The organism is Salegentibacter salegens, assembly GCF_900142975.1.
Lineage (GTDB): Bacteria > Bacteroidota > Bacteroidia > Flavobacteriales > Flavobacteriaceae > Salegentibacter > Salegentibacter salegens.
Genome location: NZ_LT670848.1, coordinates 1,710,155 through 1,732,091 on the forward strand (window position 1 = coordinate 1,710,155; position 21,937 = coordinate 1,732,091).

The 21,937-nt window shown below is 35.8% G+C and carries 14 protein-coding genes and 1 CRISPR repeat array (1 of these 15 only partly in view); of the genes, 3 read left to right on the forward strand and 11 right to left on the reverse strand.

Annotated elements, in window-relative coordinates:
• Positions 1–2,076: a CRISPR direct-repeat array (repeat unit 46 nt; unit sequence GTTGTGAATTGCTTTCAGAATTGTATTTTTAATTAGGATTCACAGG) (it extends 1,989 nt beyond the left edge of the window).
• A 108-nt stretch (positions 2,077–2,184) separates the two neighbouring features.
• The 4 genes from cas2 to B5488_RS07780 all read right to left on the reverse strand — a co-directional run bounded on the left by cas2 (position 2,185) and on the right by B5488_RS07780 (position 8,638).
• Positions 2,185–2,529, reverse strand: coding sequence for a CRISPR-associated endonuclease Cas2 (gene cas2 / locus B5488_RS07765; protein ID WP_079734748.1), 345 nt, complete (start codon positions 2,527–2,529; stop codon positions 2,185–2,187).
• Positions 2,530–2,572: 43 nt separating this feature from the next.
• Positions 2,573–3,469 (reverse strand): type II CRISPR-associated endonuclease Cas1, encoded by an 897-nt coding sequence (cas1, locus tag B5488_RS07770; protein ID WP_079734749.1) that lies wholly within the window; start codon positions 3,467–3,469, stop codon positions 2,573–2,575.
• A 3-nt stretch (positions 3,470–3,472) separates the two neighbouring features.
• Positions 3,473–7,732: a type II CRISPR RNA-guided endonuclease Cas9 gene (cas9, locus tag B5488_RS07775; protein WP_079734750.1), complete on the reverse strand. Its 4,260-nt coding sequence runs from the start codon at positions 7,730–7,732 to the stop codon at positions 3,473–3,475.
• A 663-nt stretch (positions 7,733–8,395) separates the two neighbouring features.
• On the reverse strand, positions 8,396–8,638 hold the full coding sequence (locus B5488_RS07780; RefSeq protein ID WP_079734751.1) for a helix-turn-helix domain-containing protein: 243 nt from the start codon (positions 8,636–8,638) through the stop codon (positions 8,396–8,398).
• A gap of 438 nt (positions 8,639–9,076) precedes the next feature.
• Between B5488_RS07780 and B5488_RS07785 the strand changes: the two genes are divergently transcribed.
• Together B5488_RS07785 and B5488_RS07790 are read left to right on the forward strand one after the other, a co-directional pair.
• Positions 9,077–9,856, forward strand: a complete 780-nt coding sequence (locus B5488_RS07785) for an RNA polymerase sigma factor (protein WP_079734752.1) — start codon at positions 9,077–9,079, stop codon at positions 9,854–9,856.
• 2 nt (positions 9,857–9,858) lie between these two features.
• Positions 9,859–10,959: a hypothetical protein gene (locus tag B5488_RS07790; protein WP_079734753.1), complete on the forward strand. Its 1,101-nt coding sequence runs from the start codon at positions 9,859–9,861 to the stop codon at positions 10,957–10,959.
• Positions 10,960–11,495: 536 nt separating this feature from the next.
• On the opposite strand, the gene B5488_RS07795 is transcribed toward B5488_RS07790, so the two are convergent.
• The 3 genes from B5488_RS07795 to B5488_RS07805 all read right to left on the reverse strand — a co-directional run bounded on the left by B5488_RS07795 (position 11,496) and on the right by B5488_RS07805 (position 14,431).
• Entirely contained in the window at positions 11,496–12,734 is a 1,239-nt protein-coding gene (locus B5488_RS07795) for an IS256 family transposase (protein ID WP_079733433.1), read from the reverse strand.
• Positions 12,735–12,820: 86 nt separating this feature from the next.
• Positions 12,821–13,819, reverse strand: a complete 999-nt coding sequence (locus B5488_RS07800; RefSeq protein WP_079734754.1) for a nucleotidyl transferase AbiEii/AbiGii toxin family protein — start codon at positions 13,817–13,819, stop codon at positions 12,821–12,823.
• Positions 13,820–14,431 carry a DUF6088 family protein gene (locus tag B5488_RS07805; protein ID WP_079734755.1) on the reverse strand — a complete coding sequence of 204 codons (612 nt, stop codon included), beginning with the start codon at positions 14,429–14,431 and terminating at the stop codon, positions 13,820–13,822.
• A gap of 267 nt (positions 14,432–14,698) precedes the next feature.
• Between B5488_RS07805 and B5488_RS07810 the strand changes: the two genes are divergently transcribed.
• A complete protein-coding gene (locus B5488_RS07810; protein ID WP_079734756.1) occupies positions 14,699–14,887 on the forward strand; it encodes a hypothetical protein in 189 nt (62 codons plus the stop codon).
• A gap of 612 nt (positions 14,888–15,499) precedes the next feature.
• On the opposite strand, the gene B5488_RS07815 is transcribed toward B5488_RS07810, so the two are convergent.
• The 4 genes from B5488_RS07815 to B5488_RS07830 all read right to left on the reverse strand — a co-directional run bounded on the left by B5488_RS07815 (position 15,500) and on the right by B5488_RS07830 (position 21,907).
• Positions 15,500–16,438, reverse strand: a complete 939-nt coding sequence (locus B5488_RS07815) for a DUF4382 domain-containing protein (protein WP_079734757.1) — start codon at positions 16,436–16,438, stop codon at positions 15,500–15,502.
• Between the two features lie 1,028 nt (positions 16,439–17,466).
• The gene (locus tag B5488_RS07820; protein WP_079734758.1) at positions 17,467–18,945 is read right to left on the reverse strand and encodes a glutamate racemase; all 1,479 of its coding nucleotides are present in this window, start codon (positions 18,943–18,945) and stop codon (positions 17,467–17,469) included.
• 4 nt (positions 18,946–18,949) lie between these two features.
• A complete protein-coding gene (locus tag B5488_RS07825) occupies positions 18,950–20,533 on the reverse strand; it encodes an N-acyl-D-amino-acid deacylase family protein (protein ID WP_170065299.1) in 1,584 nt (527 codons plus the stop codon).
• Positions 20,534–20,551: 18 nt separating this feature from the next.
• Positions 20,552–21,907, reverse strand: a complete 1,356-nt coding sequence (locus tag B5488_RS07830; protein WP_079734760.1) for a serine hydrolase domain-containing protein — start codon at positions 21,905–21,907, stop codon at positions 20,552–20,554.
• Positions 21,908–21,937: the final 30 nt, after the last annotated feature.

Sequence of the window (21,937 nt, forward strand, 5' to 3'; positions counted from 1 at the left end):
AATTGTATTTTTAATTAGGATTCACAGGAAAGTTCGGCCAGGCTGTTAAGGTCCGAAGGTTGTGAATTGCTTTCAGAATTGTATTTTTAATTAGGATTCACAGGTTTACCGGGAAGATTATTCACTGGACGCAAGTTGTGAATTGCTTTCAGAATTGTATTTTTAATTAGGATTCACAGGTTTTGTTTTCCCATCGACGAAGCCGTTAAGGTTGTGAATTGCTTTCAGAATTGTATTTTTAATTAGGATTCACAGGGAAAATACAAAAAAGAAGTAGGGATTCTTGGTTGTGAATTGCTTTCAGAATTGTATTTTTAATTAGGATTCACAGGCGGTATTCACGCTGAAACTCCTGAGGACGGGTTGTGAATTGCTTTCAGAATTGTATTTTTAATTAGGATTCACAGGTTTTAACCAGCTATTAATAAAAAGCCAGTAGTTGTGAATTGCTTTCAGAATTGTATTTTTAATTAGGATTCACAGGAAGCCAATGAAGAATTACAGGCGGCCGTTAGTTGTGAATTGCTTTCAGAATTGTATTTTTAATTAGGATTCACAGGTAATATCGCCGTCGCTAATTTCGACGCCGGGTTGTGAATTGCTTTCAGAATTGTATTTTTAATTAGGATTCACAGGATAATCACATTGGCAATTTCGGGATAGTTGGTTGTGAATTGCTTTCAGAATTGTATTTTTAATTAGGATTCACAGGTTTTAGCTCGGTATATTTGTCTAAAACTGAGTTGTGAATTGCTTTCAGAATTGTATTTTTAATTAGGATTCACAGGAAGCAAAAAAAAAGCACAGCAAGGCTTAGGTTGTGAATTGCTTTCAGAATTGTATTTTTAATTAGGATTCACAGGTTTTAATTTTTGAAGAAAAGGCTTCGTTAGTTGTGAATTGCTTTCAGAATTGTATTTTTAATTAGGATTCACAGGAAACCTGAATTTGTGAACCAAAATTTAACGGTTGTGAATTGCTTTCAGAATTGTATTTTTAATTAGGATTCACAGGACTTTTGATCCGGGACACGAACACGTGGAAGTTGTGAATTGCTTTCAGAATTGTATTTTTAATTAGGATTCACAGGATTATCTCCTGCGTGACTTATAATCATCTCGTTGTGAATTGCTTTCAGAATTGTATTTTTAATTAGGATTCACAGGGCTAAAAGGAATCCCATAAATGTTACCATTGTTGTGAATTGCTTTCAGAATTGTATTTTTAATTAGGATTCACAGGGCCGCCTTTCAATTAGGAATTAAAGAACCAGTTGTGAATTGCTTTCAGAATTGTATTTTTAATTAGGATTCACAGGACTTGTAAACGAAATTTTCAAACACTACAAGTTGTGAATTGCTTTCAGAATTGTATTTTTAATTAGGATTCACAGGCCAGGTCGCGAATATTAAAGAATTAAAAAGTTGTGAATTGCTTTCAGAATTGTATTTTTAATTAGGATTCACAGGCTACTAACCAAAACCTAAACTTATTCAGAAGTTGTGAATTGCTTTCAGAATTGTATTTTTAATTAGGATTCACAGGCAGCGTCCAGGGTGGAAGCTGTCTTGTCAGTTGTGAATTGCTTTCAGAATTGTATTTTTAATTAGGATTCACAGGCATAGCGCTACCCACCTGTTTGCAACAGGGGTTGTGAATTGCTTTCAGAATTGTATTTTTAATTAGGATTCACAGGATTTCCTGGATAAAGCCAATCTTGAGTTAAGTTGTGAATTGCTTTCAGAATTGTATTTTTAATTAGGATTCACAGGTCAACACATGATTTATGTAGGTAATCATCAGTTGTGAATTGCTTTCAGAATTGTATTTTTAATTAGGATTCACAGGGTGAATCACAGGCAACCGCGCCAACATACGGTTGTGAATTGCTTTCAGAATTGTATTTTTAATTAGGATTCACAGGAACAAAAACCCCTTTCAACCTGGGAAGCGAGTTGTGAATTGCTTTCAGAATTGTATTTTTAATTAGGATTCACAGGACGACGACCTTATGTACCCCCTGGCGCCTAGTTGTGAATTGCTTTCAGAATTGTATTTTTAATTAGGATTCACAGGATACCCGCTATAAAAGGCTGGTATCCTGTTTTTTAAGTGATCTATTAGAATTAAAAAATAAGAAGCTTTTGAGATGTCTTGACAGTATTCAGTAGGAGATTTAAAATCCTAGAAAAGTTCAAGTTGTTGGATAGGAGCCTCGGGGGCTGTTTCTTTTCTTCCATGAAAGAGTTCAATCATCCCAAATTGCTTATCCGTAATTTGCATTATACATACCTTTCCTTTTTTTGGTAGGTTTCTCTTGGTTCGTTTGGTATGGACATCAGCATTTTCACGACTAGCGCAAAACCTGGTATAGATTGAAAATTGAAACATTCCAAAACCGTCATCAAGAAGATCTTTCCTGAAACGAGCTGCAGCTTTTCGTTCTACCCTGGTCTCCGTTGGAAGGTCAAAAAACACTAATACCCACATACTTCGATACTGATTTAAACGTGAAAATTTTTCATCCATATAGTTACTATTGAATTTTCAACTTTATCCAAACCGAATATTATTACTGGTAAACTGGATAAAGAATCCTTCGGCTTAGATTAGCAAAACACTCATAAAGTGAATTAGTCGTCCTACTAAGGGCTACCATTAGCGGACTCCATTTTCCATCAATAAAAACATCTAAAGCAGGAATTTTTAGAAGTTGGGATTTCAAGTCTGTGGTCAATTCGTCAATATTCTCTTCTGCAACCACTATTTCATAAACCAGGTCATCTACATAAATCCGATAAGGTTCCATAATATCATCGGCCAGAGCAAAGGCATTATATTTATTATGATGAAAGATTCCCACACCTGGCAGTAAGCCGGAACTAATTAAGGCTCTTGCAGTAATTGCTCGTAGAATCGCATACCCATAGTTAAGTAAATTGTTAGGAGGGTCTCCGTGCCGATATCTAGTAAATCCTTCTATTTCAAAAAGATTTTGCCAATAATGAGCGGCTGCAACGGCTTCATGATTTTCGGTATCGCCGCTTTTGACTTCTCCAGCCCAACGCACCAGTTTTTTATGGTTTTTATTTCTCTTAAAAAGGTGTTGCCCCTGGTTACTAACTTTAGCACTAATGGTTTGCTGCCATAGATTTTTCTTTAAAGGTAAACTAGCACTGAGTTGCGCCGAAAAGCGTTCTGTTTGTTCAGTATGTCCCACGAGGGGTTGCAAAATAGAGCAGGGTAAGTGCTGTTTATCGCAATTTACTACCGCAGCCTTGTTCTGAATAAGTTTGGTTATTAGTCCGTTGGTTAGAGTAATCTGCGGGTTTTCTAAAACTACCATCCCAATATCTTCAATGGGAACTATTTTATTTTCTTTTCCTTCTTTAGGGAAAGAAACCACTAACTGTTCATTTTTTGTGCTTAAGTAAGCTGGATTGGCGAAAAAGAGAGTGCGTTTGATCATAGATTATAAATTCCAATTAATTGAACCATCTAAGTTCATTTCAAAATCTTTTTCTTCTATGGCAAAATTCCAATTTCCGGCTGTTAGCCGCATCAAAGGTTGCTTTTCGAAGCTTCCAAATGGTGAAGCTTCTTTGTACCCTTTTGGTAATTTTTTAGAAATATCGGTGTTTGGACCTGATACTAAATGATGTTTAAATTTTATTTTATTAGAATCTCCCTCAAACTGATACATTTTATACATTCGTTCAGAAAGTTCCTTTTCATCAAGTTCTTTTAATTCCTCTATATTTTCTTTGTAGAAAATAGCTTTTTGTCCAGATTTTAGAACAGCATATAAGGAAATTTCTGAACTCTTCTTTTTAATTAAATTGAACAGGGGTATTTCAAAAAAGTCACTTTCATTTCCAATGTCCAATTTAGCTAAATCGAAAATACCTACTATATTAATAGCCCGCTCCTCTTTACCTTTTATATCTCCTTTATAATACAAACAAAATGCATTTTCGCCATTTTGGGCATAAGTAGTTTGCTTGTATTCTTTTTCAGATTTAAAATCGTGTTCGTGTGGTTTTACGGCTGTTGAGTGTTTTAACCTATCAAAACACCTTATATGCCTTATTTTGTTGACTTTTTCTCCATTTTTATTTAGCATATAGACTCCGTTGGCTAATGCTGACTTGAAACTATCAGCTTCATCTACTTGTTCTTTAATCAAACCAAATAATGCTTTATCCACAATAACTTTTTCTATGTCTGCTAAACTTTTAAAGCCTGGCGATGCAGCATCTTTAGCATACACGAGAGGTTTTCTTATTACTAATTTAATATCCTCGTGTAACTGCATTTTCCCATTATCAAATTTGATCTTATTGTTATCGTCCCGCTTTGGTTGTTTAATTGCCCCATAAAAGGATTCTCCGTGCAACTGACCTCGTATAGTATCCCCTTTTGCCCATTTTGGGTTTCCATTTTCTTTTTTATCTATTTTGCCTCGTTTTCGAACCTTTTTAAAGGTAGCATTTAAAGTTCTATGCTCTTTAAGATTATTAATGAGTATTTCTTCTTCTATGTTTTTTATATATGAGACTTTAAAGTTATCCCACTCTTTTGGGGCTTCATGATAAACCTCTCCGAAGCCTTCATCCTTTTTTAATTGATATTCTTTAATAATTTTGTCCCGTTGGGCAGCTTTCGGAATTAATGTGAGAATAGCTCCATCTACTGCGTGATGACTGTGTTTTGAACGATCTTTTTTATCACTTCTTAATTTCACATTGTACACTTCTTTAAATATATCAACAACACTTCCTTTTTGAACCTCTACACGATTAAAAACTGTTTTAAGATATGGCACTGCGTATTTGGTCATTATTTGGGTGTCGCGTAACTGGCTATTACGCCAGCCAGCTTTGAACTCTTCAATAGTAAAAGTTTGTAGTTTTTGCTTTAAATAATCTAATTCGAACTTTAACTTATGCCTTTTCTGGATAAGGCTATCCCTTTTATCTTTTGGCTCAACACCTCTTAGACTACTTAATTTACTAAGTTGAAATTCAAGTTCCGCAATCTTGCTCCACTTTTCAATAGTAATTTCTTTCTGTATACCTTTTTTCTTTAAAGTCTTTTTCTCTACACTTCTTTTGCCGAATAAGGCTTCAATATTTTTCAGGATAGGCTGAAGAGGCTTTCCATCAAAATCACATTCTGAATCATAATTATCAAGTTGTGTGGGGAATTTTTTGCCTTTGATATTCGAATTGTAATTTTTGTCGGCCAGTGTTAGGTTTTTTAATTCATTATCAAAACTAATGCTTGCGGGAATAGTATGCTCAAAATCATAGTATTCGCCATTCAACAAGTCGCATTTATTGATCATCGCTCCGGTATACATGCATTTTTTACCTTGTTCTTCCCATAACCTGATTTTTCGAATTAAAGCTTTACTGTTAGGGTCAAAACTTGTGTTACATTCTTGGTTGATTTCTTCAATAGTATCACTTAACTTTTGGTTTTCCTTTTCTCGTTCATTTTGCCACTGTTCTAGAGCTTTACGGTAATTGGCGTCATTTAGCTCCCTTGCAATTTCAACAACAATCCTAGTATGAGAATCAATTAGTTGTGTTTGTAATAAAAAGTTTAGCAATTGCTTTAATTTATGTAAGCTTTTTAAAGCCATCGGATTTTTAAAACCTTTGCTTATTGGTTCCGGATTTCCTAGAAGTTTTAATGAAATCCCGTCTGCCTCGGCATCAGGGTAGCGGTGTAAAAAAGAATTGAGTTCGTATTCCTTAATATAAAATACTTTGCCTTTTTGATTTATTTCCTGATAAGTATCTGAATTTGGGTATTTTTCCTGTTCTGAAGGATGCCATAAATATTGAATGTTTTTTTTGGGAACCTGTTCTGGATAATATTCCTGCAAATAGTTGAAAATAGCGTCATGAATTCTAGGCTGTTCTACAAAACTCCCTTTCTTGGCTTGAAATGGTTTTTGAAGAAATCCTTTATATTTTTCTTTTACATAATTTACATATTCCTCTTTCTGGTCTTCATTAATCTCTTCCCAGGTTTTATCGCCTAATACATCAATTATATTCTGCTTAATCAAATTAATATCTGAGTTATCCAATTCTTCCTGTTCGGCTAAATGATAATCTCCCTCAGCCACCAGCTCTGTTCTGAATAAACTATTTAAAACATTATTTAACTTACGCTGGGTAGAAACACTTTCGTAAATTTCATCAATTTCAACAGCAAAATGATTAATAAACTCATCTGAGATTTCATATGTTCCCAGAACTTTTTGAAGGTTGGCCATATATACAGCCTTGGAATAAGCATAGCCTTTTTGAAGGTAAGGTAGAATCTTTTTTATAGCTGATAGACTTAAAGTAGCATAGCCTTGTTGAAGTCTTATTTTAGAAAATTTCTCTGCCTTCGCCTTTTCGAGTTTTAACTTTTCTAACGCGAATTCTTTTAATTTTTCTTCACTATCAAAGGTGAATAATACATGCCAAAGGTCTTCAAAAGTATAGTAACTTGAATTTTTCTTTGCTGGTTGAGCATTTCGAACAAAAGCCTCTTTCCAACCTAAATTTTCTTTCCAGTTTTCACCAAAAACATCTTCAAATTGTTTCAGTAGCTTTGTTGAAAGTACTTTTGTCTTTTCTCTTATTGCATAACCGGAAGTAATTGTTGCCTCATCTTTGTCTAATTGATTGAGAATAGATTTAAGGCTGAAATTATTTCCCGTCTTATAAAAAACAGGATAGATCTTTTCTTTTAAATAATCTTCCTGCTTCCAACCTTCCGGAGCTTCAATCTTTAAATTATTGATAAAAACCCAGGTTCTATATTCTTCATACAACGGGTGGCTAATGGGGGCGCGTCTTTTGTTTTTTTCATAGGTACACAATCCTACCGAACCTTTTTGGGTACGCAAAGGCCTTTGCCAGATAATTGCTTTCCAAAGTTTTTCATAAGATGTTTTTTCCAAGCCTTGAACCTGACAGATTTCCTTTAATTCGTTTTCATAATCTTTTCTAAGATTATAGCGCTGACGGATCCTTATTTTTTCACCATTAGTAGATTTTTCTTTTTGATAATGGTATAATGCTGCTCCTAAGCTTCGGTGTTTTATAATATAATTTTTAATTTCATTTCTGCCAGGCGTGTCATTATTTTTGCTGCCCTCTAACATAGTTTTAGCTTCCTCTTCATCACGCCCTTTAAAACCACGGCGTTGCACTAAATGATAAAATACCCTTCCTAAGATTTGAGGATTCTCCTGAAAGACTTTTTTATCAGCTTCATTTTCACTTATTGCTTTAGCACGGAATAAATAATGGTTTTCGTGTGCATCACCTCCTAGGAGATGAAAGTCTGGTTTGCCATCTCCATTAAAATCATATCGCAACCAATTGATGAAGGCTTCAGTCTGGGGATATTTTCTAGGATTGTTTTTGTTATATTTTCGCCATTCATCTAACTCCCCTATGGTTAAAGGGCACATATTTTTATTAATTAGAAACTCCAGTAATTCCCATTTACGGTATTTTTCGGCTTGATAATTTCTTCGTTTGCCACGACTTTCTGTACGTTTTTTAACTTTCGGAAACTCTATACCTTTTTCTTCCCCAACTCCTTTATCGAAAATTAATACACCCGATTTTATAATTTGATTTTTCAATGCTGATACATCTCGAATAGCCCAGCCAATGCTATTTGTTCCTAAATCAATTCCTAAAGTTAAGTTACTCATGGTTTGAGTTTTAAATTCAAATTTAATAAAAATAGGTTCTATATAACTTGTATCTCTTTTATATTTGCGTTTACTTTGTTCAAAAGAGAGAAAGTTATTAGTGCACTAATAATTGAATTTGGTGGTCCAAACCCACTTTCTGGTCTTATTAGACTTATCTCCTTTTTTTGTACTCTATGCAGACTTAAATAGCACCTGCACAAGTTGTATGTTGTAAATTGCTTTTTATTTTTTATCTTTGAAATACTGAAAGCTTTTCACAATAAGGCTATAAGCCGAAGAAAAATCTTAAATCCTGCGTACCCCGTGGGATTTTTATTTTTTAATCAGCAAATAAAGGTTCAGAGTTGATTTTATCATTAGGAATGTAGGGTAACCTAAGTATTCTTAACATAATTACTAAAAATAATTATAATTTCCTATAAAAAATAAGGGAAAACCCGTAGTTCTTTTTGTAATTGTTTTCTGCAACGGCACGGCTAAGTAAGCTCTCCAGGTCCCAAAGTTCTTTTACAAAATCGATAGCTAGCTTTTGCCACGTATCTTATGTTGTTGTTTTAAGCTTATAGTTCTCACTCTATAATTGGCTTAAAATGCTTTATCAGCAAAAACCGAAAAAGAGAAAAATACGGAAAACCGTAAAGAGAGGCGAATTAAAGGAATTTATTCAGAAAATAATTCAAAATCAATATCGAGAAGCGTTTTAGGTTCTACTTCCAGAGCCTTTGCTAATGCTAATAATGTAGTAAAGGAAAAATTTCTATTACCATTCTCAATAACACTTAAGCTACCTTTTGTAACTCGGCATCTTGCGGCAATATCATCTTGACTTAAACCTTTTTCTTCTCGAAGCCTCTTAACATGCTTCCCGAAAATTTGTTGTCGTTTTAGGTCTAATTCCTCCATAAAAAATTCCTTGGAAGGTAAATACAAGAAATTTTTGAATAAAAAATGTTACAAGTTCTTGTAACAAAAAGATATTTTTCATTACTTAGCTGATAGTTAGATCAAAATGATTTAATTTTTATATTTGCGATACTTCTTTAAGTAAAACATTAGAAGCATTCGCTTTGAGTCTTGAACAGAAAACTGGTAATTTTCAACAAACCACAAGATGATAAGTGTAAATGCTCACGACCCGGGCGTGGGCTTACTTGATCGTGGTAAGGTATACCAGTGCCTCTGTTCGATAAGTTGAGTCTCCACGCCTTTTTGTTTGTAAAAACAGGCTTTCTTCTCAATTGTTCTCAAAGCTACCTTCTCTTTATACCTTATAAGAATTCGCTTTAGCTAAATTCAGTTTAATTCTGGAGGTAATTACCTCCGGCTAAATAACGACTGCTTATGTTACAGCCTATTTTTGAATTATTACAACAAGGCCATCCCGATGCTTTGAAGATTATCTATACCAGATACCACAGAAGAATCTATTGGTTAGGGAAGCAATTGATAAAGGATGAATTTGTCATAGAAAACATCCTTCAGGATACTTTCTTAAAACTATGGGAGAATAGGGAAGGGATTGAACACCCGGAACATATTTACTTTTTCCTTCGTTATGTGATGAAAAGGGATTGTACCTTTTATTATTGTCGCCCCCGGCATAATTTTTACCGGGGCATAGGCAGGTTAGAATATTACGAGGACTACCAGGAATATATGCACGGCTATGATCCGGAAGAAAAAGATGAGCATCTAATGATGCAGGAAGCCAACCAGAAAGCTTTCGATCGGATTCAGAATGTCCTCCCTTTGCTTAGTAGTGAAAGAAAACGACTTATTGAACTCTGTTTAAATTACGGTTTTCAGTATAAGGCCATTGCCCAGACAATGGGAACCAGCATCACCAAAACCAGTACCGAAGTAAAAAGCGCCATTAATGATATTAAAAATATCATTAACAAAGGGAGTTCGCTCGAAGCTAAACCACAACCGATGTTGGCGGTAAAGATCCAGGGTACTATGACCTGGGAACAGGAAAAGGTGTTACAGCTGCGTACAGAAAAGCAATATTCATTTGCGGCTATTGCCAAAGAACTGAACCTTTCCAAAAAGGAAGTGCACAAGGAATTTATGGCTGCCTATAAACTGACACAGCTTAATTACGAACAACAATCAGCTTAGTCATGGGAAAAGATACCATAAAACTCACCCGAAAGATCCAGCTACAGGTGGACGCCCCTACCAAAGAAGAAAAAAAGGAGGCTTATGATGCCCTGTATCGCTGGCAAAACCGAAGTTTCAGGGCGGCCAACCTTATTGTTTCCCACCTCTACGTGCAGGAAAGGATCAAGGAATTCTTTTATTTATCGGAAGGAATAAAATATAAGTTAGCGGATGAAAAAAAAGCTGAAGACGGCATACTCAATCGTTCAAAAATCAACTGTACCTACCGGGTGGTTTCCGATCGTTTTAAAGGGGAAATTCCTACCAACATTTTAGCCAACCTGAACTATAATATAATCAATAACTTTCGTAACAACTTGCTGGAATATAGGAGCGGAGAACGTTCCCTGGCAAATTTCAGAAGGGATATCGCTTTTCCGTTTGGACCAATATGTATTCTAGGCTTCACTTTTAAAGAGGAAAAAAAAGCCTTTTGTTTTCGTTTGTTTTCCATCCCCTTTAAAACGTATCTAGGGAAAGATTACACGGATAAACGACGGTTACTGGAACAAGTAGTAGCCGGCAAAATCAAGCTATGTACCTCTAAAATTCAACTGAAAGGTCAAAAAATTTATTGGTTGGCCGTATTTGAAATTGAAAAAGAAAAGCATAAACTAAAACCGGAAGTTATTGCAGAAGCTTCTTTATCTATTGAGCATCCTATTATAGTGAAATCCGGAAAGAAAACCCTTAGTATTGGCAGTCGAGAAGAGTTTCTATATAGAAGGCTAGCCATACAGGCTGCTCGCAAAAGGGCACAAAGCGGAGCCACCTATTGCAGACCGGGAAAAGGTCGTAAACGCAAAACAAAAGCTGTGGGAGGATTCCACGAACAGGAAAAAAACTATGTAAGTAACCGCTTGCATGTATACAGCCGAAGGCTAATTGATTTTTGCATTAAAAATCAAGCGGGGACACTCATTTTGTTAAACCAGGAAGATAAAATGGAAATTGCCAAAAAAGAAGACGGATTTCTTTTAAGGAATTGGAATTATTACGAACTGATGACAAAAATAAAATACAAGGCCAAGAAAGCCGGAATTGAACTTATAGTAGGTTAAATTCAATGATGAGGGTGCTTGTACACCCGTAAGGTGAGGTCCCTAATAGCACTCACTAAATGCACGCAGCATATACAACCCTTCCCTTTAAGATTAGAGGAGCTGGAATTATCACGAACTGTTGACCAAAATAAAATACAAGGCCGAGAAAGCCAGTATTGAACTTATAGTAGATTAAATTCAATGATGAGGGTACTTGTACACCCGTAAGGTGAGGTCTTGAATAACGCTCACTAAATGCACGAAGCATATACAACGGCGTGGGCTTTCTTATTTTAATTGCACGAATTGGATTCAGCTCACATCAACTGTTAAAAAGTTTTTAGACTAGGAATAGAATTATTTAGAAGAATAAAATTTGGTATTTATACACCTTCGAGGTGTTCTTTTATTTAGCTTCTCTGAATGCATAGGCATATCGAAGCGTGAATTCTTTTAATTGGAAAAAAGCTATTCCAAAGAACAATTGCTAAAGGGAGTGTTAGCTCAACTCTGTCTGCTTCTTCTCCCGGGGGTACCCCCGGGAGAAGAAAATTTTAGTTTTTCGTTTCATTGGTGGCTAAGTCCAACTCTAGCCGACCTTCAAATTTAATAGCTAATTGTTGAACTACCAAACCCCAGTTCTGCAGTGGGGCGTTCCATTTCTTTTCAATTCTTCTGGTAGCTAGGTAAACCAGCTTCAATAGTGCCATATCATTGGTAAAAGCGCCTTTGGTCTTGGTTACTTTTCTTACCTGCCGGTGAAAAGCCTCTACGGCATTTGTGGTGTATATGAGTTTTCTAATGGGTGCGGTATATTCAAAATAAGCACTCAATCGGTCCCAGTTATCATTCCAGGAACGGATCACTATGGGATATCTTTTGCCCCATTTTTCTTCCAGATCCAGTAAAGCCGATTCAGCCTGGTCTTTGGTGTCAGCCTTGTACACCAGTTTAAGGTCTTTCATAAAATCTTTTTGATCCTTACTGGCCACATACTTCATACTATTGCGGATCTGGTGGACAATACATAGCTGAATATCAGTCTTGGGATAAACAGAATGAATGGCTTCACTAAAGCCCGTAAGATTATCCGTACAGGCAATCAGAATATCTTTTAAGCCACGGTTGTTTAATTGGGTCAGCACCTGAAGCCAAAAATTGGCCCCTTCACTTTCCGAGATATACATACCCAGCACTTCCTTTCTTCCAGCTTTATTTATTCCTAAAATATTATACAAGGCCTTGTGCTTTACTTTGCCTTCTTCGCGTACCTTGAAGTGCATCGCGTCGAGCCATAGGATGCAATATACCGGCTCCAAGGGGCGATCCTGCCATTCCTTAACCTTGGGAATCACCCGGTCCGTAATATCACTTAGAACGTGTGTGGATATCTTGGAATCATACATTTCCTCTATATGAGCTGAGATATCCCGCAGGCTATTGCCCATCCCGTACATGCCTATAATCTGCTTTTCTAAATTATCGGCCAGGATACGCTGGCGTTTCGCTACGATCTCCGGCTCAAAGGTACTGTTACGATCCTGGGGCGTGTTAATGGTGACGTCCCCTTGGCTGCTCTTTAGGGTCTTTTTGCCTTTGCCATTACGCTTATTACCTGCTTTTGAGCCTTTTTCTTCATCGGAAAGGTGCGAAGACATTTCTGCTTCCAGGGCCTCTTCCATAAACTCCCTAAGCATTGGAGCAAAAGCGCCGTTTTTGCCGGTTAGGGATTCTCCTGATAAAAATTGTTTTAATGCTTTTTCCTTTAATTCCTTAATCTCTTCTTGTGTCATAATCTAGTCTAAAAATTTTAATTTAATTTTCAAAGTCTAGACAGACTTGAGATTACACCCTCTTGCTAAAATTCAATCGGTGATTTTTAGTCAATTTTATTTATACGTTTATTTAATTGATTTAACTTATCAATTAAATCCTCGAATGGTTCAGTTTTACCATAGAACATACTTTCCTCCATTGCAGAATAATCCCTTTTGTATTCTTCCATAATACTTTCTGGTGGCGTGAATTTTAAGGTTTCATAATTATGTTTAGAATAATCTACCCAAGAAATTTTGGTGAGCTTACTTCGGTGATCAACAATTGTAGTGTACAAATCTTTGTCTTCTAAAGCTTGATCTAAGTATTTTGTTTCCATTAATTTAGAAATATCATATAAATGTCTTGTCATACGAGCACTTCTTATTTTTCGATCTTTTGGTTTTTGAAATTCTTCGTGAAGCAAGAACATTTTTTCTAATAGCGTTCGAGATGGAAGAACCGTAGGAATTTCGATTTTATCACCACTAAATTTTTGATCTGGATAAACCATACTAATTAAAGATTTTAATTCTCTCAACTCATAAGGTTCGATCAAGGATCTTGAACTAATTTCGATCAATATTCTGGGATGAAGGTATTCCTGCTTTTCTACTAGCGACTTATACCGTAATTCAATTGCTAGCGGATCAGTATCTGACTCTTCGAATTCTGTAATGCTTATTTCAAATTCTTTCACACCCTGTTTTAACAAGGCTTCATTCAATTGTTCTTCAAACTTTTCACTTACATATTTACAGGATGCTTTTCTTAATTTTTTTACTTGAGTTCTACTTAAATCTCCTTCAAAACCAAAAAATGATCTATCGATTGCTAAATCAATATCTTCTGAAAACCTTTCAATTATACTCCACGCCTTGCTTAATGAAGTTCCACCTTTAAAAACCAAATAGTCTTTTAATTCAGTGCTAAAAATTGCTTTCAAAGCAATCATTACCCATAGATCTTTTTCGATAGCCACAGGGAGTAAACCTTTTTTCGAACTAACTTGATCTATAATTAATTTTCGATCCTTTTCACTCAGATTAAACCATTCTTCCATTTATTCATCGCTATTTTCAACAGACTCCTTAATTATCTGATTGATCCATACCGGCACTAATTGAATGTCTTTTTGGATCACCTCAGAGTCAACTTGTTTTAATACTTCTTTTATTTTTTCTTTGACTTTAGGTGTAATGTTTTCCTTACCTAATTGTTTCAATGCCTGTATTATAAGAATGATCTTATCGCTTTTTACTGAAAATATTTTGGGAGAAGCTGTTTTAAATTTAATACTACCATTATTAATCTTGATTGATCGGGAAGAGCCATCGGTTAGATAGACTATGTTCATAGGTACTTGAGTTGAAAGACCGAGTTTATTAAGGGCTTGATTTCCTGTAGGAATTATCCGAGCCTTATCTCTTTTTGCAATAGCTAATGCAATCTCTTCTGTTGTAGGTATTAATTCACCTAAAATAGGATGTTTTTTAGGATATAAATAAATTCCATGAGCTAGTCTTGTCAAAAACCCATCTTCTTCTAATCTATTTAAGGCTTGTCTAATAGCTGTAGAGGAACCTAATTTAGTAAAGTCAGACGGGAAAAAAATTTTTCCTCTCTTATAATTACTAATCTTATTTTTCACTCTATTTTCAATGGATTCAGGCATTTTTTATGTAAAATTCTGTCACAAATATCTTAAAAATTTGTGACAAAATAACTATTAAAGATGAGTAATTTAAATTGAAGAAATGTAAAGGGCAGTTAAAAAGTGTTTCACACTTTTTAACTGCCCTTTACTATCTTGTTTATTGCTTACACCTTGTAATCTTTTTAGCGATTTCATCGCGATTACAAGGTGTAAGCGAAGTTAGTTGTTTTTTTCAACAAAAGCAACCTTAAAATTACAGTCTTATTAAAAGATTTCCTAAATCGAATGGGGTTCACAAATACCGATGGCGAAAAGCTTACTACTTATATTCCCACTACCCATCAACACAACCTTTACATGGGAAATGGTATCTGTAGCCGGGTATTTACTTATACAAAAACTGGAAATTATAAAGTAAGGTTTACCTTTGAAAGCCACTTTGTAGGAGAAAAAACCTTGGAGCTTTTAAATTGAATTTTTTTAATTGTTCAGCTTTTTACTTTTAATAAAGGTTAGAAGAAAAAGCTTATCCTTCTATTCGTATACGGATGATTAGCGAAATATTTTAATACCCGTTCAGCCCATTGCCACTACATTTCGCAAAAGCTTCATTCCGGGAAAAGCGCCTCTCTATAAAGATCTTGGACACCATCGAAGAAATTGCGACTTCCTTTACGCTAACCCGATGAAAAATCGGAACGCTTCATTTCCGTTCGAAATTTTTCGATGAAGTCCGCTAAATTGAACTCCAAATCATAGTCCTTCCTTCATAACAAAGTGGTGGTGTTTCCTAAACCATATCGAAATATCATCCTTAATCCCCTCCCCTTTTTAGGATGCAAATAAAAACATCCTTTCCTGAACAGCGGCATAAAGCCGCTTCAGCTTTGCCTACTCTTTCTATACGCTTTACCAGGCCAGAATGTTGTAAAACTAAAGCATCGAAAAAGGTAATGTGACGGCAACGTCACCATTTAAAAAGGGAGTTTGAACTTTAATAATTAAAGTCAAAACTCCCTTTTTATTTACACACTTAATGAGATAGTGTCTAATAAGTATTTATTAAACTTTTATAAATAAAATTATTTATAAATCTAATATACCTTTAAAAGTAACTTCAAGGTTTACTGTAGTATTAGCATCTACAGAAACTCCATTGAGGTTAAGCCCGCCAATAGCTTCAGCCCTGATTAAACCAGAAAATTCTAATTTCCCATCCTGATCATCGTCTGAATAGGAAGCAAAATACATCTCGTAGTCACCTTCTTCCAGAAAATGTATTTCAAAATCACCATTAGATTCTGAAACTACCGAACTACTTACAGCATTATTAAACCTTACCCCCTGGTCACCATCCTTTTCTGATTCATTAAACTCACCTTTCCTATATGCATAAGCAATTACTGTTTCAGCATTAGCATCAGAACTATTTTCAACATTACCTTCAATTACCCCAACATTAGAAGTATTTACCGCCCTTAAACTTTTTTGAAGTGAACCATCAGATACAAATGTATACTGATCACCCTCTTGTTTAATGCTTTTTCTAAGATCAAAATCAAGTACAATATCATTTGGCCCATCCTCTTTGATCTCAACTTGATCGTTAAGCTGAATCTGAGTAACACCTGAAAGTTCTTGTTTTGTACCACTTTTAGTAACTAAATAGTTCCCAGGAGCATTATTGTCATCATCGGAATCTGCTAACACCAATTCTATACTTGAAGTTGTTCCAGCATCTAGATTCAATTTTCCCAACATTTCTGTACTTCCGTTAGTTAAGCTACTAATTTCGATTGTAGATTTCTGGAAACCTTCAATAGCTTTACCGTTTAATTTAACTTCTGATACCGTGATAAAAACAGCTTCAACATTAGCCTGATCAACTGGTGAGTCAGTAATATAAACTGAAGTTTCTTCACCAGTATTGTTATCTGGGTTGTCAATACTATCATCTTCTGAACAAGAAGCAAATAATACAACTCCTAATACTAAAGCCAATTTGTTTAAATTCTTTTTTAACATAGTTTAATCATTTAATTATTAATTCAATTTGAAGCGCGGTAGCTTAGACTTTTTGACTACCAATTTTCGTAGGCATTAACGCACGAAACGATCCAAAATTTCTTAATTTTTTATTAAAAGCATTAACCACGCTATATTACCCTGATAAATAGATTTTGGCGTTTAAGAACTAATCTCCATCATTCAAAATTTGAAGAAATGCATAAGACTAATAAAATCATTGTTAAAATATTCTACAACAATTGTAGAATATTGTAGAATAATCAAGGTTTAAAAAGTAGCGGTAAAGGAATTTGATATTTAGTATAGATATTTTTAATTTTTTGATAGGGTATTATATAGTTTTTGCGAAACCAAAAAATACTCTTTTTTCAGAACAGGTTAGAAGACTCCTCTCTATCTCATATTTAGTTTTCATTGCAGTAAAATTATAAATTGAACAATTGTAAATTTGAAATAAGAAGTTGAAGAATGCTATTAATTTGTGAAATGCTTAGCGACTAAATTAATACACGTTTAGCCCGTTCCCACTACATTTCGCAAGAGCTTCATTTCGGGAAAAGCGCTTCTATAAAAAGATCTTGGACACCATCAAAGAAATTGCGACTTCCCTTACGCTAACCCGATGAAAAATCGGAACGCTTCATTCCACTCGGAATTTTTCAATGAAGTCCGCTAAATTGAACTTCAAATCCTAGTTTTTCTTTCCCAACAAAATAGTGGTATTTCCTAAACCATACCTAAACGTCAACCATAAGCCCTCCCCTTTTTAAGATGCAAATAACAACATCCTTTCCTGGACAGCGGCATAAAGCCGCTTCGGCTTTGCCTACTCTTTTTATACCCTTCACCAGGCAAGGATGTTGTAAAATAAATGCATCGAAAAAGGGAATGTGAGGGCGCTGAAAGAAGTAAATGAAATAAAGGAGCAAAACTATTATATTTCTCTGTTTTCTCTTTATTTCACTTCTTTTCGACGTGAAAAAGGAAAATGCTCTAGATGAAAAAAGTAAATTGACAATATAAATCTATCTGCTAATCCTGGTACTATCTCCAATAAATTCTTCTATTAAATTATAAGTAAAGGGAAGTTGGAATTCCAATCGGGCAAAAATATCCGCCGAGATGCTTCTTCTGCTAAACGGTACAACTTTTACGTATTCCTGAATTTCTCCTTCAGACCGGCCGTATTTATACTCATAAGTAAAATCTCCTTTTTCATTGGTTATATTATTTGAATTATCCTGATTGGGGACACTAATGTAAAATTCACTGTTATTTATATTTCCTTTCTCATTGAAAAGTTTTTCCTCCTTTAAATGCTGAAATAATTCCAGGGCAGTATTTAATGCAGGATCAATAAGGTTGATGTCTTTAGCCATAAACCTGCGGTAACGGTAGCTCCCATCTTCTTCTTGGTAGTTATACAATTCATTTAGTACACGATCGATTTCCCTGGTTAAATAAGGATAATGAGTACAGCCCAGAATTATAGATTTTAAAGGTTGTTGAACATCTGCTTTTCTAATCCTTTCCATTAAAGAAACAAGGTGATAGCGCACATAATTCTCTGCATCGTTAATCTGTAGAATATTACAATCATCACTGCCTTGGGCATCGCAAAGCATTTTGAAATCCTCATAATCGAAGTTATATATATCCATTAGAGCTTTATCAATCCTTAAATTCCCATGTAAATCCGGCCCCTTATAACTTTCCCGTGGTTTGGTTAAATTCTTGTCGAAATAATCCGAATCCTCATCCACTGCTTCAGCGATGCCTATCCCTCCCTGCTGAAATACTTCAATGTTACCAGTGTACCCCAATTTGTCTTTTTGCTCATAGATAGTATTGACATAACCTTTAGATGAAACAGTGCCGGCTGTAGCCATTACGGCGATGGTAGCATCTTCATTGAGAGCGAGCTTTTCCAAAGTACCCCTAACCCCCGCATCAATAACACCAATTACTTTAATGTCTAATTCAGCCTGTCTCAAAAAAGCTTGAATATTCTCCTTACCATAGGCAGTTGCCGTATTACAGGCAATAACCAGAGCTTTAATAGGCGATTTATCGGTTTTGAAGGTTTCGGTTTCAGGAGAAGGATAATACTTGTTCCCAAGAAGAAACTGTACATCTTTAAGGATATGCTCTAGTAATAGCTCATCCTTTTTTTCTGCTGAATAATTACCGTAAGGCATATTGGCCTGATCCGCCAGGTAAACAAATTCTTCTATTTTGAAATCGATTTCACCATCGGCACCTTCATCAAGGGATTCATTGTTGAAACCATCAAAATTAACGATGGCATCAAGAACCGTTAACCCGCCAATCCCGGAATCAAATACGCCTATCGGGAGACTTTTTTCGCCTTCAGGATAATCCTTAGTATTTATATAATAAAAACTATCCTTATCATTTAAAATGCTATTAGTTATGGTTTCCTGAGCCCAAATGAGGCTGGGCAAAAAAAGGAATACTATGAAAAATGAGTTGTATGATCTCATGATTTTAAAGTTTTATATTTTTTGAGGTAATAAGTTTCCCTGCAGTAGTTCCTGTAAGCTCACTACCTTCCAGGCTTATCTGTCCGTTTATAATAACAGTTTCAATACCTAATGGATATTGATGAGGCTCTTCAAAAGTGGCCATATCTTTAATTTTTTCAGGGTCAAAGATTACCAAATCGGCTACACAACCCTCCATTATTCTTCCCCGGTTATGGAGTCCGAGAAGATCAGCGGGCATCGAAGTCATTTTTTTTATAGCCTCAGAAAGACTTAGCACCTTCTTATCTCTTGCATACACCCCTAAAACTCTTGGGAAGCTACCGTATGACCTGGGATGAGGATGATTTTCGCCCGGTTGGGATAATTTCCCATCTGAAGCTATCATGGTTTTAGGATGTTTCATGATTCGGTTTACGTCCTCTCCATGCATTACATGATAGATCATTTGCGCTCCACCGTTTTTTTGAGCCTGAATGATTAGGTTTACAGCATTGGCGGGGGTAGGCTCGAGATTTTCCATTTCCAGCCAATCTACCATGGTTTTTCCCTGTAATTCCGGTTTCCAGTCGAACTTTCTGAATTGTAGACGTTCCAATTCGTCCCCAACCCTCACGTGGATTATATTATAAAGAATTCCTTTTTCAATACTGTCTCTTAGTTTCTTATCCTGAAGTCGGTCCTTAAACTTATCACTTCCTCCTGCGCGTGCCCAGGAAGGGATTAAAGCTGATATTCCTGTAGAACTGGCTGTATATGGGTATTGATCTAATCTCACATCTAAACCGGCTGCATTGGCAGAATCCACCATTTTCAGCGTTTTTTCACTTGCGCCCCACATCCCGGCCCCCAGGGCTTTATGGTGACTGAGTACTACCGTGATATCGGCCTTTTCGGCTATTTCAATAGTTTCTGAGACAGCTTCGATCAAGCCCAGGCTTTCATCGCGAATATGGGAAGAATAAAAACCTCCATGTTTTGTTGCAACTTTGGCCAGGGCAATTACCTCTTCGGTTTCAGAATATGTCCCTGGCACATAGGTTAGCCCGGTACTTAGACCAAAGGCGCCGTGATTCATGGCTTGAGCTACCAATTCCTGCATTTGCAATAATTCTTCTTCGCTTGGGTTACGGTTCTCTGTGCCCAAAACCCTCTCGCGAACCGAATTATGACCTACCTGGTAACCCACATTAACCCCTAACTTCAGCTCGCTTACTTTGTCAACATAGCTTGGGAAATCATCGGGACCACCCCCGTCTGCACCGCCAATGAGAAGACTTACGCCCTGGCGCATAGCACTTTCAGCAGTGGGTAACTGCCTGATGTTTTCTATATGTGCGTGAGTGTCTATAAAACCGGGAGTCACAGCTTTAAAATTAGCATCAATGTTCGTGACCGCCGTTTTATCTGTGAGGTCTCCCAACTTTACAATTTTATCCTGGTTAATTCCGATATCCTGTATCCTTGGCTTATCTCCTAATCCATTATAGACAGTGCCATTTCTTATAATGAGGTCATAATCCTGCGCTTTAGTATACTGCCCAAGGAAAAGCAGGAAGCTGAGGGGAATTATTAATCTGAATTTCAAATTGTTCATTTCTATATGTTAGTTTGTAGTTGTAATAAAAGAGCTTAGGTCCTTTGCCAGATCTGCCTTTCGGGGCTCATCTATTTCCCGGTATTCCCTTTCCATATCTGCTAAAGCTTCAAGAGAGATCTCCACTTCGTTTGCAATACTTTCATACCAGGAATACAGGTTTTCTTTATTTAAATTACAGATCTCTTTTGGTAAGAGATGTTCTATTTTCTGTTTAGGCACTTCCAGAGTTTGTCCCTTTAAATAACCTTCAACCTGCTTCCGGATATCTTTTAAGTAAGCGGTATTATACCTGTTATTTAGAACAATTATCAGACTCCTATCATCGATATATCTTTTAATAGAAGTGAGATTTCCAGCCCAACTCCCGGTGTGATAAACTACCTTACCCAGGCTATCATCATTATAAATATGCCATCCAAATCCGTAATCGGAGCTGTCCTTTTCTGGCTTATAAACCTGGAAAATTTTATCTTTGCTTTTTTTACTGAATATAGCATTGGTATTTAAAATGCTGTCCCATTTAATGAGATCATTTACACTTGAAGATAATCTGCCCGGGCCTAATCTGCCACTTAAGAATGTATAGTAATATTTTCCCGGAAGATTCTCCGGCTTCGTATATTCACAGGTTTTAAGATCCAGCATATACGCAGGAGCATAACCTTTCATTTTCCAAATAGTGTCTCGTTCATAGAAAGCACTCGCTTTCATATCTGCAGGTTGAAAGATTTTTTTTTGCAGAAATTCATCTAATGGCTCCCCACTTACTCTCGCAATTATTTCTGCCAATACTACATATCCCGAATTGGAATAGCTATATTTCTCCCCTGGAACACTTTCCAGATCTGGTTTCTCAGTTTTAAAATAGGTAAATATGTCTTTATTGTATGCGACCTTCGTAGTGTCCCAGTTTTGTCTAAAATGACTGGCATAATTTACCAGGCCTGAAGTATGAGTTAACAGATGTTTTATGGTAATTTCAGAGTAGGGAAAATCATCTAAATAAGCTTGAACATTATTTTCAATATTTAATTTACTCTGTTGTTCCAATAAAACTATTGCTGCTGCTGTAAATTGTTTGGAAACGGAGGCTACCTCCATAGGAGTATTAGCTTTAAAATCCTTATCAAACTGAAAATTTGCCTTACCGTATCCTTTTTTCAACAGAATTTTACCATTCTTCTTTACGGCCACAGCACCACTAAACATGTCTTTTTCCTGAAGTTCCTGAAAAAAGCTATCCAGCGTCTTATCATTTATAATTTCATCTGAATCCTGTGAAACGGGGTTTGGTTTGGTTCCGCAGGAAAGAGTTACCAACAAGCTTAAAAGTAGTATGAAAGGTAATAGGTTTTTAGTCATTGTTAAAGTGCTTGGTTAATAATTATAAAA

Excerpts from the sequence above, each read along its gene's own strand:
- cas2 (WP_079734748.1), bottom strand. The coding sequence starts at position 2,529 with ATGGATGAAAAATTTTCACGTTTAAATCAGTATCGAAGTATGTGGGTA.
- cas1 (WP_079734749.1), bottom strand. The coding sequence starts at position 3,469 with ATGATCAAACGCACTCTCTTTTTCGCCAATCCAGCTTACTTAAGCACA.
- cas9 (WP_079734750.1), bottom strand. The coding sequence starts at position 7,732 with ATGAGTAACTTAACTTTAGGAATTGATTTAGGAACAAATAGCATTGGC.
- B5488_RS07780 (WP_079734751.1), bottom strand. The coding sequence starts at position 8,638 with ATGGAGGAATTAGACCTAAAACGACAACAAATTTTCGGGAAGCATGTT.
- B5488_RS07785 (WP_079734752.1), top strand. The coding sequence starts at position 9,077 with ATGTTACAGCCTATTTTTGAATTATTACAACAAGGCCATCCCGATGCT.
- B5488_RS07790 (WP_079734753.1), top strand. The coding sequence starts at position 9,859 with ATGGGAAAAGATACCATAAAACTCACCCGAAAGATCCAGCTACAGGTG.
- B5488_RS07795 (WP_079733433.1), bottom strand. The coding sequence starts at position 12,734 with ATGACACAAGAAGAGATTAAGGAATTAAAGGAAAAAGCATTAAAACAA.
- B5488_RS07800 (WP_079734754.1), bottom strand. The coding sequence starts at position 13,819 with ATGGAAGAATGGTTTAATCTGAGTGAAAAGGATCGAAAATTAATTATA.
- B5488_RS07805 (WP_079734755.1), bottom strand. The coding sequence starts at position 14,431 with ATGCCTGAATCCATTGAAAATAGAGTGAAAAATAAGATTAGTAATTAT.
- B5488_RS07810 (WP_079734756.1), top strand. The coding sequence starts at position 14,699 with ATGGGGTTCACAAATACCGATGGCGAAAAGCTTACTACTTATATTCCC.
- B5488_RS07815 (WP_079734757.1), bottom strand. The coding sequence starts at position 16,438 with ATGTTAAAAAAGAATTTAAACAAATTGGCTTTAGTATTAGGAGTTGTA.
- B5488_RS07820 (WP_079734758.1), bottom strand. The coding sequence starts at position 18,945 with ATGAGATCATACAACTCATTTTTCATAGTATTCCTTTTTTTGCCCAGC.
- B5488_RS07830 (WP_079734760.1), bottom strand. The coding sequence starts at position 21,907 with ATGACTAAAAACCTATTACCTTTCATACTACTTTTAAGCTTGTTGGTA.